Annotated in this window: 11 protein-coding genes; 6 read left to right on the plus strand and 5 right to left on the minus strand. The window is 44.7% G+C overall.

From position 1 onward, the window contains the following. The first annotated feature begins 27 nt into the window (after positions 1-27). A complete protein-coding gene (gene zapA / locus E4K68_RS19360; RefSeq protein ID WP_135380621.1) occupies positions 28-285 on the plus strand; it encodes a cell division protein ZapA in 258 nt (85 codons plus the stop codon). Between the two features lie 188 nt (positions 286-473). Here the strand turns inward: zapA and E4K68_RS19365 are convergent, their stop codons facing one another. The 3 genes from E4K68_RS19365 to E4K68_RS19375 form a co-directional block, all read right to left on the minus strand. Then, positions 474-1268 carry an ATP-binding cassette domain-containing protein gene (locus E4K68_RS19365; protein ID WP_135380624.1) on the minus strand — a complete coding sequence of 265 codons (795 nt, stop codon included), beginning with the start codon at positions 1266-1268 and terminating at the stop codon, positions 474-476. A 1-nt stretch (position 1269) separates the two neighbouring features. Further along, on the minus strand, positions 1270-2169 hold the full coding sequence (locus E4K68_RS19370) for an ABC transporter permease (RefSeq protein ID WP_135380626.1): 900 nt from the start codon (positions 2167-2169) through the stop codon (positions 1270-1272). 90 nt (positions 2170-2259) lie between these two features. Next, positions 2260-3267, minus strand: coding sequence for an ABC transporter substrate-binding protein (locus E4K68_RS19375; protein ID WP_135380628.1), 1008 nt, complete (start codon positions 3265-3267; stop codon positions 2260-2262). 240 nt (positions 3268-3507) lie between these two features. On the opposite strand from E4K68_RS19375, the gene E4K68_RS19380 reads away from it, so the two are divergent. The 4 genes from E4K68_RS19380 to E4K68_RS19395 all read left to right on the plus strand — a co-directional run bounded on the left by E4K68_RS19380 (position 3508) and on the right by E4K68_RS19395 (position 10348). Beyond that, a complete protein-coding gene (locus E4K68_RS19380) occupies positions 3508-4413 on the plus strand; it encodes a metalloenzyme (RefSeq protein ID WP_135380629.1) in 906 nt (301 codons plus the stop codon). A gap of 195 nt (positions 4414-4608) precedes the next feature. After that, positions 4609-5292 (plus strand): PhoH family protein, encoded by a 684-nt coding sequence (locus E4K68_RS19385; protein WP_135380631.1) that lies wholly within the window; start codon positions 4609-4611, stop codon positions 5290-5292. Positions 5293-5399: 107 nt separating this feature from the next. Continuing rightward, positions 5400-7949 (plus strand): U32 family peptidase, encoded by a 2550-nt coding sequence (locus E4K68_RS19390; RefSeq protein ID WP_135380633.1) that lies wholly within the window; start codon positions 5400-5402, stop codon positions 7947-7949. Positions 7950-7984: 35 nt separating this feature from the next. Beyond that, positions 7985-10348, plus strand: a complete 2364-nt coding sequence (locus E4K68_RS19395) for an endonuclease MutS2 (protein WP_135380635.1) — start codon at positions 7985-7987, stop codon at positions 10346-10348. Between the two features lie 198 nt (positions 10349-10546). Here E4K68_RS19395 and E4K68_RS19400 read toward each other — a convergent pair whose 3' ends face one another. Further along, positions 10547-13192, minus strand: coding sequence for a PBP1A family penicillin-binding protein (locus tag E4K68_RS19400; RefSeq protein WP_135380637.1), 2646 nt, complete (start codon positions 13190-13192; stop codon positions 10547-10549). 495 nt (positions 13193-13687) lie between these two features. Here E4K68_RS19400 and tyrS point away from each other — a divergent pair, with 495 nt between their 5' ends. Beyond that, positions 13688-14953, plus strand: a complete 1266-nt coding sequence (gene tyrS, locus E4K68_RS19405; protein ID WP_135380639.1) for a tyrosine--tRNA ligase — start codon at positions 13688-13690, stop codon at positions 14951-14953. Between the two features lie 241 nt (positions 14954-15194). On the opposite strand, the gene E4K68_RS20530 is transcribed toward tyrS, so the two are convergent. Beyond that, the coding region (locus E4K68_RS20530; protein WP_158291478.1) for a hypothetical protein at positions 15195-15411 on the minus strand (217 nt) is incomplete at its 5' end.

Here is a 15411-nt window from a genome sequence, read left to right on the forward strand (position 1 = left end):
TAGGAGAAAGAGAGCGAGGGAAGAATTGTGTCGCATGAACCAGTTAAAATCACCGTTGAGATTTTTGGGGAAAAGCATGTGCTCCGCGGTGAAGGGACAGCACCGTATATTCTAGGGTTGGCGCATGAAGTGGATAATAAGATGCGTCAGATCGCTCAACGGCTACCTCGCTTGGGTATTCACCAAATTGCCATTTTGACCGCCCTTAATTTAGCAGATGAACTCGCAAAGTTGCGAGAAGAACAAGAGACATTGATGCAGCTGCTCGGAGAGAAGACAGAGTAATTGAGTACTAATATGGTTTAAGGCACCTGGATTCTCCAGGTGCCTTTTTTGAGCCCCATTCCGTCATCTTAGAGGTGATTATACACCAACTGCGTGTTATAATCCTTTGAATCATATGAAATTATCCAATAAAAAGGGGTTGCAACAAACTGAAATTAAGTTTGTTGCAACCCCTTTGAAGAAAAGTTCTAGGCTAAAATCATGCGATCCGTATTCATATGGGACCCACTAGCTTTCTCAAACATTTCGAGCAAACGACTAATCGTCATATTGCTTCGTTCCGTCCCTTTAATGTCGAGAATCACACGGCCCTCGTGCATCATAATCGTTCGATTTCCAAAGGCAAGTGCGTGGTCAAGATTGTGGGTGATCATCAAGGTAGTCAGGTGCTGCCGTTCGGTCACGTCAACAGTCAATTCTAAGACCTTGGCAGCTGTTTTGGGATCGAGGGCAGCTGTGTGTTCGTCAAGAAGCAAAAGCTTCGGCTTTTGTAATGTTGCCATAAGAAGGGTCAGGGCTTGACGCTGCCCTCCGGATAAAAGGTTGACGCGGTGAGTTAAACGATTTTCAAGTCCTAAGCCCAGAGACTCTAGTTTTACACGAAATAAATCTCGCTCTTCGGGTCCGATGGCTCGTCGTAAGCGCCTAGTCTTTCCTCGGCGAAAGGCCATAATTAGATTTTCTTCGATCGTCATTGAGCCTGCAGTACCGGATAAGGGGTCTTGGAACACCCGGCTAATTAAGGCTGCACGTTTATGCGCCGGAAGGCGTGTGATCTCTTTGCCGTCTATGAAGATTTCTCCTGAATCTACCAGGAAGTTACCTGCGACGGCGTTTAAAAACGTTGATTTGCCAGCGCCATTGCTTCCGATTACGGTAACGAAATCATTGGGCACAAGTTCTAAGAGTACCCGATCTAATGCCTTTTTCTCGTTAATGGTTCCTCGGTTAAAGACCTTCACCAAATTACGAACGGTTAGCATATTATGCACTCTCTCCCTTCACACCGGCAGTCCAAGCAGCAATCTTTTTTCTGAAGCTGGGCGAAATCAAAGCGGTAATAACAATAATAGAGGTCACTAACTTCAAATCGGTCGGTGCTAAACCCAACTGTAAGACGAGAGCAATAATCACGCGATAAATAACGCCCCCGCAGATTACAGCTATAATAGTTCGGCCAATCGAAGAGGTTCCAACTAACACTTCTCCAATAATGACGGAAGCTAACCCAGCGATAATCATCCCAATCCCCATACTGGCATCCGCAAATTGTTGATTTTGAGCCACGTAACTACCTGCAAGAGCTACTAATCCATTAGATATACTGAGACCAAGGATTTTCATGAGATCCGTGTTTACACCAAGACTTCGAATCATCAGTTCATTATCTCCCGTAGATCGCAAGGCAAGTCCCAATTCGGTTTGCAAGAAAACGTAAATGATCGTTCCGAGGAAGACTACGGATATTAAACTGAGTATAAAGACACCGTATTCTTCCATCACAGGGAGCTGGGCAAAATCGGTAAAGATGGTACGCGAACCAAGGAGTGAGATATTGGCCCTCCCCATGATTCGTAGATTGATAGAATAGAGCGCTGTCATGGTTAAAATCCCTGAGAGTAGAGGCGTAATCTTAAACTTGGTGTGAAGTATCCCCGTAAATAAGCCTGCGAGGTTCCCAACAATAAACGCCATTCCTGTAGCAAACCATGGATTAGCACCTCCGACGATCAGCGACGTCGCGGTCGCTGCACCGAGTGTAAAACTTCCGTCCACAGACAAGTCCGCGTAGTCGAGAATTCGGAAGGTCAGGTAGACCCCTAAAACCATGATGGCATACATTAAACCCTGTTCTGTTGTACCAAGCGCTATTTGTGAGAACATCTTCTTAACACTCCAATTTAATTTGCTTCTACTAGTTAGACACTATGACACCCTTAATTAGTCGTTAGACGAGACGCCGTTCTTCGAATGCTACTTGGAAAAAGTGGCGTTCTTCAAGATATCCTCTGGAACCGTTAAACCCAGTAAATTAATGGTTGCCTTATTGAATACAGTATCGAATTCTTTCTGACTCTCAATGGGCATATCTTGTGGCTTCTCTCCTTTAAAGACTCTAAGGGCCATGTCGCCAGTTTGTTTACCTAACTTTTGATAGTTAATCCCGATTGTGGCCAAGGCACCTTTGTCAACAACGCTGCTCTCGCCCGAAATAACGGGGATTTTGTTCTTGTTGGCAACTTGCACAACGGATTGTGCAGCAGAAACAACCATGTTATCTGTGGGTACATAGATTGTATCAACTTTTCCTATTAGTGATTGGGCTGCTTGTAAAACATCCGCGCTTGTAGTGACGGTCGCTTCCACAACAGTTAAGCCAAGGTCCGCGGCCACTTTCTTCGCCATAGCCACTTGTACTTGAGAATTAACTTCTCCAGCATTATAGATAACTCCGACTTTTTTTGCGGTAGGAACCAATTTCTTCATAAGTTCAAATTGTTCTTTAAGAGGGTTCATATCAGTGGTCCCAGTTACATTTTTTCCTGGTTTATCCATGCTATTCACAAGTTTCGCTGCTACCGGATCCGTAACGGCTGTGATTAAAATAGGAATATCTTTGCTTGCACTTGCCATAGCTTGTGCGGAAGGGGTAGCGATGGCTAAAACAAGATCCAGTTTGGCTGAGGAAAATTTTTGGGCAATAGATTGTAGTACGGATTGATCCCCTTGTGCATTTTGATAGTCAACCGTGAGGTTTTTTCCTTCTTCATAACCGCCTGCCTTGAGTGCCTCTAGAAATCCTTTTCGTGCGCCATCTAAAGCAGGATGTTCAACGATTTGAACGATCCCAATCTTTAATGCCTTTTTCTCTCCGTTCGCGTCCCCGCTTGTGCTCGCTCCGGATTTCGTTGCCCCGCATCCTACTAAACCGAGTAACAACACTAAACTTAGACCAAATGCCAATAACTTTTTCACCGTCATACCTCCTCAAAATTCTGGGCATAAAAAATACACCTCCGCAGGAAGTGCTTCGTTGCCCAACCCCTACTGTACTACCATACTACCATTATTTAATTAATTTTATATTAAAGTATATGACAAAGGGTGTCAATAAAAATTTTTGAATAATTCAAGAAGGCTTTTAATAAACAGTGTCTATGCATATCTAGCATTTTTTAGAGATGTTGGATACTCTATAGGAAGGGAAAGGAGAGAAATCAAATGCACATGGTTATGATTTTCCTTGATGGTTTTGGCCTGGGAACGAAAGACGATAACCCCATTGTGGCAGCGAAAACTCCTGTACTCGATGAACTGTTGGGAGGGCATTTACTTTGGGGGAAACGCTGTATTACTCATAATAAAACAGTGCTAAGACCGTTAGACCCCACCTTGGGATTACCAGGAACTCCCCAGAGCGCCACAGGTCAGACAACACTTTGGACGGGTCTAAATGCTGCTAAAGCGCTAGGATATCATCTTCGTGCATATCCTAATGGGCCTTTGGCTGAGATGATTGCCGAAAAGAGCATCTTTAGGCAATTAGCCGAAGTAGGGAAGAGAGGCATGTTCGCGAATACATTTACAGATGCCTATGATCAAGCGGTTGCAAAAGGAAAAAGAACTCATACAGCTTCAACCCTGTCAGCCAAAGCGGGAGGCGTACGTCTTAGACGCGTTGCTGATTTAGCCAAGGGGTTAGCGGTATATCATGATATGACGAATGAACTGCTCGTTCAACTGGGAGAGAGAGTTTCTGTGATTTCACCGTTTGAAGCCGGACGGAATTTAGGAAACCTTGCTTTAAACTATGATTTCACATTGTATGAATTCTTCCAGACGGATGTTAAAGGACACAAGCAGCTCTGGGAGGAAGCGATCAGTTTAGTTGAACAAATTGATAGCTTTATCGGAGGCTTTCTATCGGTGGCCAGAGAAGGTGTTGATCTGGCCTTGGTTTTGACCAGCGACCATGGCAATATCGAAGATTTTTCTGTGCAAGGGCATACGACCAACTCAGTGCCTGCGCTGTGTTGGTCTGATAAACTAGTGGATTGGCCGGAATGGAATACTTTAGAGGAAGTAACCCCAGGCATAATAAAATTACTTACCCAAAAAGAGTCATAGATTCGACATGGATATTTGACTTAAGTTATTATATTATTTTAGGGATAGGTATTGAATGTATCTTTAATTTATGAGAATAATAAAAATGATGAAAGTGAACCTCGATGAATAGTGGGTAAAGCCCAACTGCATGTTCGCAATAGTGCTTTAGCATTAAAATCCTTTTTATAATAACAATAAGAATAGGGTGATATAATGCCGCTACCAGAAAACAACTTGCTATATGGATTTGCACCAAAATTGACCGTCGAACAACGTGATTATGTGGATGCTATCTTTGATTATCAATTGGTAATGGTTAACGCTAAAGCTGGCACTGGAAAAACAACTCTTGCAGTCGCCTGCGCTAAAATTCTTAATAAACCTTTAACCTATATTTTTAACCCTGTCCAAGAATCCGCAATGGGTTTTAGGCCTGGCACACAAAGCGAGAAGGAAAGTATCTATCACCAACCACTTGTTGATGCTCTCTTAGAGATTAATGAGAACCCATCTCAGTGTGTATTTAATGAAGAAGTGTTGGCAAATGAAGCAATTCGAAGAAAAGTCAGTATCAAACGATTGATGGATACTATTTGGTGTTACCCCAAGACTCCATTATTCCTTAGAGGAACAAATCTAAAGGACATGACTATTATTATCGATGAATGCCAAAATTTCACGGTAATGGAATTGCGTAAAATATTTACTCGCGTACATGATTCATGTAAGGTGATTTGTATTGGGCATTCAGGGCAAGTTGACATCCCCGTTGCGAAAAGTGGCTTCGTGCCGTATATGGAGCACTTTAAGGATCAACCTTATTGCAGGATTTTTTCATTAACTAAGAACTTCCGCGGAGAACTCGCGAATTGGGCAGACGCATTACCTATGAAATAGAATACGTGGGGTTACGCCCGTGCCTTAATTGTAAAAACATAATTAAACAATTATAATAGAGTGATTGTCCATTTATGCCACAATGTAGAAACAAGGGAAGTAATTAAATGAATGAACTTATTACCAAGCAATCCCAACCGCTCGAACTCTTGGCTCCAGCCGGAAGTTTTGAGGCTTTTAAAGCTGCGGTGGAGAACGGAGCCGATGCGGTCTACCTTGGAGGGAGAAGCTTTAATGCTAGGGCAAGCGCTGCAAATTTCGATTTGGAAGAGCTGTCCAAGGCTATTCGTTATGCCCATGAACGCAATGTTAGAGTGTATGTGACGGTCAATATTCTTATTGCTGACCAAGAATTCCAGGAACTATTGGATTATCTCTATACCTTACATGAAATCGGCGTCGATGCCGTGATCGTGCAAGATGTGGGGGTCGCGGAGTTAATTCATTCAATTCTTCCGGAATTGGAAACCCATGCGAGCACACAAATGACAGTTAACACAAGTTGGGGAGTTCAACATTTGGAAACGCTGGGCTTTTGTAGAGTTGTGTTAGCCAGGGAGACCTCCGCGAATGAAATGAAAGTGATTGCGGAAAAGACACCGCTCGATATAGAGGTGTTTGTACACGGAGCACTTTGTGTGGGCTATTCCGGGCAATGCCTAATGTCAAGCTTTATAGGAGGGCGGAGCGGAAACCGCGGCACATGTGCTCAGCCTTGCCGAATGACATATCAGCTCGTGAATGAAGAAAAAGAGAATCTTCTAGTGCAGAAAAACTCCGGTGAACACTTGTTAAGTCCCCGAGATTTAAATTTAGCAGAAGAACTGGCTGAGTTAAAACGAATCGGCATTCATTCCCTTAAAGTCGAGGGAAGAATGAAGCGGCCAGAGTACGTAGCAACCGTAATTCGTCTTTACAGGCAAGCAATAAACCGGATTGAAGATCAGGCGGAAGAGGGCCCTTTGCTTACTCCGGAAGAACATCAGGAATTATTGCAGGTGTTTAATCGAGATTTTACAAGCGGGTATTTACGAGAAAATCTCGGGGCAGAGCTAATGAGCTATAGCCGTCCGAACAATCGAGGGACACGTCTCGGTCGAGTGGCTCGTTTAGAATCAGGACGATTATTCATCAAGCTTGAGGCTACTTTGCATCCGGGCGATGGGATCGAACTTTGGACAGGACGTGGTCGAGAAGGGGTCACGGTTGGATCAATTTGGAGAGATAAGGCAGAGGTTGAAGAAGGACTTCACGGGGAAACCGTCCAGATTGAGTTTTCGGGCATAGCACAGCCTGGGGATCGAGTCTTTAAGACCAATGATGCAGTGTTGATGGAAAAGGCTCGAGAAAGTTTCCAAGAGGGACGTGAGCAACGCAAAGGTCCACTGATCATGCGCCTTTCAGGGCATGTGGGAGATAAATTGTGTTTAGAGGTTATGGAAAGCGAGCGTAGGGTCACCGTTTATTCGGCGAACGAAGCTCAAAAGGCTTTAAAAAGGCCGTTGACCCGAGAGTATGCCTTCCAACAATTAAGTAGATTGGGTACAACGCCTTTTTGGCTCGACAAGTTGGAATTAGAGATTGACGAGGGTATCATGTTGCCGGTGAGTGACATTAATGAAATGCGGCGTTTAGCAGTGGAAGAATTGCTGCGAGAAAAACCTCGGCAAAGGGTGGAGCGGCAAACCTACAGACAGAGAGTCGCACATTGGAAGAACCGTCAGACGGAGGGGCGAGCAAGCGTACGTAAGAGCGACGTTCCCCGGATTTCTGTGGCTGTGAGTGATGCGGAAGCGCTTCAAGCTGCCCTTAAGGCGGGAGCTAAGCGGGTGCTCATTGGCGGGGAACATTGGCGTTCTCGACGTAGTTTTTCGTTGGAAGAGATTCGAACTAGTTTTGGAAGTTGCAAGAAGCAGGGAATCGATTGTGTTTGGCGGTTACCTCGGGTCTTGAATCAGGCTCAAAGCGTAAGTCTTCTAGGGGATTTAAAAAAGGCTGCTGAGTGGTCTGAAAAACCCAAGCTGATGATTTCAAACCTTGGCGAGTTAGAGTTAATGCGAGCTGTTGATGTGGACTGGCCGTTTGAAGTGGATTATTCTTTGAATGTTTTTAATGAAGCTAGCCTCGCTTATTTTTTGCGTCTTGGGGCTAACAGGGTGACCCTTTCTCCAGAACTGCACCACGAACAACTCAACCACTTAGCGAAATGGCCAGGAGTGGAGCTTCTGGCGTTTGGGGATCTTGAGATGATGGTGAGTGAATACTGTCCAGTTGGGGCAACGTTGGGTGGGAAAAAAGGGGAACATTGTGCCAAAACGTGTTTGAAAGAACCCCATTATCTGCGAGACCGTATGCGCTATGATTTTCCAGTGGAAACAGACCAGGAATGCAGGATGCATCTTTTTAATGTTAAGATCCTTAACCTTTACGAAGAACTTGCACAAATTCGGCGCATGGGAATTTCGACGGTTCGCTTGCAATTGACTCGGCAAACCCCGGGACAAGTTCGGCAGATTGTTCGTTTGTTTTCTGAGGCTTGGGAAACAATAAATTTAGGCAAGAAAACCTCATGGATGTCGGATGAGGGGATGACAGAGTTAGCAACTCTTTTCCCAGAGGGATTTACCAAAGGGCATTTCTTCCGTGGCGTTCTATAGGTTCGACTTGCGTTTGAATGGACAGAGGAGGACGTATGGGAATTGAAGATAAAGTCCTAAATAAACTAGATTTTCCAAAGGTGTTATTACGTTTAGGAGAGTATTGTATCCTTCCGCGCGCAAAAGAATTGGCGGTGGGATTAACGCCTTATGTTGATTATGAATCAGTACGTTTGGCCTTGCAAGAAACGGAAGAGGGAAAAAATCTTCTGAGAGGAAACCCTCTCTTTTCTGTTCGTGGGGCCAAAGAAATTCGTCCTTTTATCGAGCGCTGTTTGCGCGGAGGGGTTATTCATGGAGAGGAACTACTGGAGATCCGCGATACGCTGCGAGTAGGACGAAAGATAAAACAGCTTCTGCTGGAATCCATCGATGTGTTTCCAGGGTTATGGGAGATAGTGTTACCGATCGAACCCCAGAAAGATTTAGAGGACGAAATATCTCGTTGCATCGCGGAGGATGGTAAGGTCGCAGACAATGCCTCCCCAGAACTGGCGGAATTCAGGCGCGCCATTTATCGGTTGCAGAATAGGATTCGGGAAAGTCTAGAAGGAACCCTGCGAAATTCTGCCTTTCAAAAGATGCTTCAGGACCCTATTATTACGCAACGTTCAGATCGCTATGTGATACCGATTAAACAGGAATATCGCACGGCTTTTCCCGGCATCGTCCATGATCAATCAGCGAGTGGAGCAACTCTCTTTATTGAACCCATGCCCGTTGTCCATTTGGGTAATGAACTGCGAGAAGTGGTTTTGAAAGAACAACGTGAAGTCCAACGAATTCTCCAAATGCTTTCAGCCCAAATTGAGGGACGCGCAGATGCGGTTGCCGACCTTCATGAAGCCTTGGCCAAGTTAGATCTTGTGGTTGCCAAGGCTCATTTAAGTGTGGCAATGAATGCAGGTGCACCGGAATTGATGTCTGGGCAGCAAATAAAGCTCGTCCAGGCTCGGCATCCGTTGATCGGTGGGACGGTTGTTCCACTTTCTTTAGAGTTAGGGATTGATTTCGATACGTTAGTGATTACCGGCCCAAATACCGGAGGAAAAACAGTGGCTCTCAAAGTGGTCGGACTAATGGCAGCTATGACTCAGTCAGGCCTGCACATTCCGGCGGAAAGCGATTCTCGTATGGGAGTATTTACCCAGATCTTTGCAGATATTGGGGATGAGCAAAGTGTTGAGCAATCCTTAAGTACCTTCTCAGGACATATGAAAAATATCGTAGAGATTATTAACCGCTCAGATGGGCGTTCATTGGTCTTGCTTGATGAAGTTGGGGCGGGGACAGACCCGACAGAAGGGGCAGCACTTGCCATGGGTATTTTGGCAGATCTCCATGAACGGGGGTGCCGTACAGTCTCGACCACTCACTATGGAGCCTTAAAGACGTTTGCTTATGATACACCACGTGTTAAGAACGCCTCTGTGGAATTTGATACGGAGACCTTGCGCCCAACGTACCGGTTGTTAGTCGGGATTCCTGGTAAAAGTAATGCGTTTACGATCGCTGGACGGCTGGGTTTAAGCGAGCGGGTCCTTGATCGAGCTAATACCTTTGTGACGGAACGGGAAATGCAAGTGGCTGATCTCATCGAGAACTTGGGAGAAACCCATCGGGAGATTGAATTAGAAAAGCAGAAAGCCAAAACGGGCCGACAAGCAGTGGAAAAGCAAAGTAAGGCTCTAGAAGAAAAAACGATACGCTTAGACGAGGAATTCGAGATATTATTGGCCTTGGCCAAAGATGAAGCCAGCGAATTGATTCGAGAGGCTAAACGGGAAGCGGATGCCTTAATCGAGGAGTTAAAGGCGGCTCTTAAAAAAGAAAACAAACAACAACAAGATATTGAGAAGGCCCGCCAGGGATTTCGTCGTATTTCAGCGAAGCTGGATCATGGCAGGCAAGTAAAACGTTCAGGAAGCGGATTGTCAGCAGATCAGATTATGCTAGGTCAGACGGTTTATATGACGAAACTCAGGCAGAAGGGGCAAGTGGTAAAGCTCCCAAATTCTAATGGCGAAGTCTTAGTTCAAGCGGGTATCATGAAGGTTATGGTGCCGCTGATAGAATTAAAATTGGCTCAGGAGGAGAAGAAGGTCTCGCCAAAATATTCCCGTGATATGGGTATTGGAATGCGTAAAGCGGAGGAAATCCGCAGTGAGATTGACCTGAGAGGGATGCTCGTCGAAGAGGGAACGGAGGCTCTAGACAAATATATGGATGACGCCGTTCTTGGCGGAATTGGCTTGATCTACGTTATTCACGGCAAAGGAACAGGGGCCATGCGAGCTGGCATACAGGATTTTCTGAAGGGGCACCCGCATGTTAAGAGCTTCAGGATCGGGGAATATGGCGAAGGGGACTCTGGAGTCACGGTTGTGGAGCTTAGGTGAGTGAGAAACCTAGTGAAACGAAGCGTGTGGACTCGAGAATAATAAAACAGCATTGAAACCTTTAAGGGCTTCAATGCTGTTTCTTATTTTTTATGGATAAATAAATAGACTGTTTGATGCAAGTCCTGAAGATTCAGGATATCTTCATTCGATGATTCTAATAAAAAGAAGTTTCTTTTGGTAAAGGACAAATTGATTTTAGTCGGTTATTGTTAATTTTACACTTCCAGAAGGTGGCCCGACTCCGGAACCATTTCGATTTTTAAAAGCGGCCCAGAAGAGATATTCACCTGGAATGGGAGGTTTACCATTTTCAGCGAGTGAAATGGTAATGGTAGTCGATCTCGCGTTCGAAGCATTAATAGCAAAGTTTTCTATAGCAGTCTGACCTGACCGTTGTAGGTAGAAAATAGTAGGATCTTTCTCGTTTCCTGAAGGGACAGTCATGGAGATAAGTGCCTTAAACGTTTGGGGATTATAGGTGACTTTGAGAAGTGTAGGCGAGGGCAGCGTGGGATCCCCTTGGGGAGGTTCTACCACGGGAGGCTCATTAATAGGAGTGTGAATTGTCGGATCCAAATTGGTAATAGGATCGGGGGCCGACTCAGTAGGCGGTCTGTAAGGCGCCTCATTAGATGGCCATTGCCATGACGGATCACGACTAGGTAAATGTAAAAATGTTTTAGTTAAAGTATTTTTGGAACCTGGAGCTGCTAAAATGTTAGGTCGGTCGGCGTCGACATCCTTTTGCATCCATACATCACTGACCCGAGTTGGAAAATCTCCTTGGGCGGCGATCTCCGTCTCGATAAATGCAGAGGGGGTTAAACTGCCTGGGAGTAACCCGGATTTCGTATCAAAGGAACCACTGATAATCCCTGAAGGCATTGTGAACTTTGATTGCACAGGGAGATCCTGAAGAGCGACTGTCATAACTTTCTTCCATATTTGAGCGGGATAACTTCCCCCATAAACATTTCGTAAGTAATGTTGTCCGTCAGGGTCAGAATCATAGCCCATCCAGACAATCCCTGCGTAATTTGGAGTATATCCAGCAAACCAGGCGTCTGGATTGCCAGACTTATTGCCATATTTGTTGGGGTCTAATGACGTGGTACCAGTCTTTCCGGCTACGGCCCAGTTGCCAATTTGCGCGCTGACACCTGTTCCGTCGGTTACTACACTACGCAACATATCGTTGATAATATAGGCAGTTGTTTCTTTCATGACACGGTTTTTGGTAATCTTCGGGGTGATCAGGGTATTTCCCTTGGCATCTAAGACTTTAACGATGGTATGATCGGTAACGCTAACACCATTGTTGGCATAAACTCCGTAAGCAGAAGCCATGTCTAGTGTGGATACAAGCGGTGTACCTAGGGCCAATGTTAAATTACGATCGCCCTGTTCTAAAGGGAGACCGAGATTATCCTTACCAAACTTCCAACCGTAATCTACACCAATAAGGTTCAGTAGTTTGACGGCATAGACATTGACAGAGTCTTCAAGAGCATAGCGCATGGTAATAAGACCCTTCCAGCCCTTGTCTATGGTATCAAAGTCCGTAGGGGTGTAGGTTCCGTAACGAACTGGCATATCGTCAAGTACCGTACCCGGGAAATAGCCGCCCTTCTCAATGGCTGGCCCGTAGACGACCAATGGCTTAATCGTTGACCCAGGTTGCCGTTTGGATTGCCAAGCCCGGTTCCATCCACCAGCTGTATACTCCCGACCGCCGACCATAGCCTGAACTGCTCCAGTCGAAGGTTCAATGATCGTCATTGCGCCTTCGACTTTTGTGTTATTGATTCCTTTAGGGAAATTGGCAGGGTCAGCAAATGCGGCTTCCGCAGCACTTTGGATCTTTGAATCAACGGTCGTATAAATTCGCAAACCACCGCTGTAGATTTGCTGATCCGTTAAGTTATAGGTAGTTTCGAGTTCATCAACAACCTTATTAACAAAATAGGGAAATTTGTTATTGGTTTCTGTAATGGTTATTTTTTGAGCACCACTGCGATTTTTTTTCATGGTTTCAACATAGCTGAAAGGGGTATCTTTTTTCTGAGTATACTCATTTGCCGAGATAATCCCAGCATCTCGCATAACACCGAGAACAATGTTACGTCTGTTGTTGGCGGCCTCGGGATGGACATAAGGATTATATTGACTCGGGGCCTGCGGTAAACCTGCTAACAAAGCAACCTCTTCAGGTTTTAAATCCCCCAGATCTTTGCCAAAGTAAGTTTGGGCTGCCGCTTGGATTCCAAAGGATGACTCACCAAGGAAAATTTTATTGAGATAAAACGTTAGAATTTCATCTTTTGTGTACTCGTGTTCAAGTTGAATGGCAAGAATTGCTTCTTGAATCTTACGAGTCAGTGTTTTGGCAGTGGGATCTTCGATAAAAGCATTCCTGGCAAGTTGAATGGTAATGGTACTTGCCCCTTCTTTAGCACTTCCCGAGCGAATGTCGTTCAGCGCAGAGCCAACAATACGAATGGGATCAACCCCAAAATGTTGATAAAAGCGTTTGTCCTCCACCGCTACAAACGTTTTCTTAATAAGGTCTGGGATTTTGGAGGCCTGGACAACCTGACGGTTTACGAGTCCATGTAATTGAGTAATTTGGATGTTGTCTTTGTCGTATACATAGGATGTCTGTTTTTGGTCATCAAGTGCAGCAGGGTCCCATTTAGGAGTCGTGGCTGCAGCAATTCCAACAAAAATTGCTACGCTAATCAGCACAAGTGTCATCGCGCTGACCATGGATAAGAGAACGATCCGACGTTTAGATGAGCGTTTTTGGCGCTGAGGACCCGATGGCTTCCGGGATGTCGGCATAATTGTTACCTCCTATAAAGTAAAAAAAATGAGGCAAACGCTGATTTTAATATCCTGAATTATATCATACTTCTACAAGAGGAGGTAAATCATAAAAGAAGGGCAAGTAAAATTAGATTAGTTGCGAGTGCGAGTTAGAAAAGGTATAATGCTTTAATAGCTTATGTACATAAAGTCAATGGTATGATTGAGAAGAAACTTGGTGGAAGGTAGCAGAGAGTCGGTGTGAGGTGCAAACCGACCTGGAAACCAAGAGTTACGCCTCATGACTAGAGTTTAAAACTCTCGGATCAGCTCGTTAACGCTGATGAAGCTGGATGCCTGTTTTATATCGGCATCAATGTGGGTGGTACCGCGGAACTATTTTCGTCCCTCAACCTTGAGTTGAGGGATTTATTCATTTTGCGCTGCTTTTAGAAGTTAGCGATTTGTAATGAGCATACGAGAATAGGGGCTGCACTGGACTGGATTTTAAATAGTAAGGGGGATCATTAAATGGACATCTTTAGTGAATTGAAAGGCAGAGGACTCATTTACCAACATACGGATGAGGAGGCTTTACGCAAACGATTAGCTGCCGGTCCGATGACGCTATATTGCGGATTTGACCCGACTGCGGACAGCTTGCACATTGGGAGTTTATTGCCTATATTGGTCTTGAAGCGGTTTCAACTGGCGGGCCACATACCGATTGCCTTGGTAGGTGGAGGAACAGGGTTGATTGGTGATCCAAGCGGTAAAGCTTCGGAGCGTGTACTTAACCCCAAAGAAGTGGTGGAACAGTGGGCTGATAAGATTAAAGATCAGCTAGGACATTTCTTGGATTTTGAAACTAAAGAAAGTCCAGCAATCGTAGCAAATAATTATGATTGGCTTGGCTCTCTGCAAGTTATTGAGTTTTTGCGGGACATCGGAAAGAACTTTCCTCTGGGAACCATGTTAGCTAAAGATTCGGTAGAAGCACGAATGAGTAAAGGAATATCATATACCGAATTTAGTTATATGATATTACAATCTTACGATTACCTGAAGCTCAATGAAGTGTACGGTTGCGAGATGCAGGTGGGTGGAAGTGATCAGTGGGGTAATATCACAGGGGGTATTGATTTAATTCGTCGGACTTCGGTCAATCAGGTGAAGGAAATACATGGGCTGACAATGCCACTTGTCACTAAAAGTGATGGGGTCAAATTCGGGAAAACTGAAGGAGGAGCCGTTTGGTTAGATGCGAAAAAGACGTCTCCATATAAATTCTATCAATTTTGGCTGAACACAGATGATCGAGATGTTATCAAATTTCTTAAATATTTTACATTCTTGTCTCTCAACGAGATTGAGGCTTTGACAGAGGGAGTAGAAAAGGAACCTGAAAAGAGAAGGGCGCAGCGGTCATTAGCTGATGAAGTAACAAAGTTAGTTCATGGACAGAATGCTCTTGATCGAGCAGAGAAAATATCAAAAGCACTTTTCGGGGGAGGCCTAAAGGATCTGTCTGCTGCAGAGGTTGAAGAAGGGTTCAGTGATGTGCCTTCCGCAACCATCGACAATCCTGAAATCGGGTTCGTGGATTTGTTGATTCAAGCAGGAGTCGTTTCTTCAAAGCGTCAAGCCAGGGAAGCAATTGAGAACGGTTCAATTTATATCAACGATATTCGCCATTCAGATTTAGAAACGAACGTTTCCCAACTGGATCGGCTAGGTGGAAAGTACCTGGTTATACGTCGCGGAAAGAAAAGCTATTATCTCGTGAAGTTTAATTAGACCATAGGGACGCGGGTGCTGGGCTGTGTTAATTATCAAAGTTCGGCACTCTGCCCGCTGATACTACCAAGGCGTCTACTTGAATTATGTCTTGACTCATTAACTTGTTGTATGAAAATATTGGAGGATCAAAATGTCTAAAGAGAAGTTGACAGGTCGACAATCAAGTGTTATTATATCTAAGTGCCTCAAAACAAACTACTAAAGTAAAAGCAGTTAGTAGTAGTAAAGGGGAAGCAAATTAGCCATTGACATCGTCAGTTGTAAATGGTAAGGTGCGAATCCAGCCAAAACGGCCATGGTCTTTGAAAACTAAACAACAAGGACAGCCAATGAGAGAAACTCGCAAGAGTTTCAAAGAAACAATGAGCAAGTCATCATCTTCTTCAATAAGAAGTTGAAATAACTTTTTTGGAGAGTTTGATCCTGGCTCAGGACGAACGCTGGCGGCGTGCCTA

It is taken from the genome of Desulfosporosinus sp. Sb-LF, assembly GCF_004766055.1.
GTDB lineage: Bacteria > Bacillota > Desulfitobacteriia > Desulfitobacteriales > Desulfitobacteriaceae > Desulfosporosinus.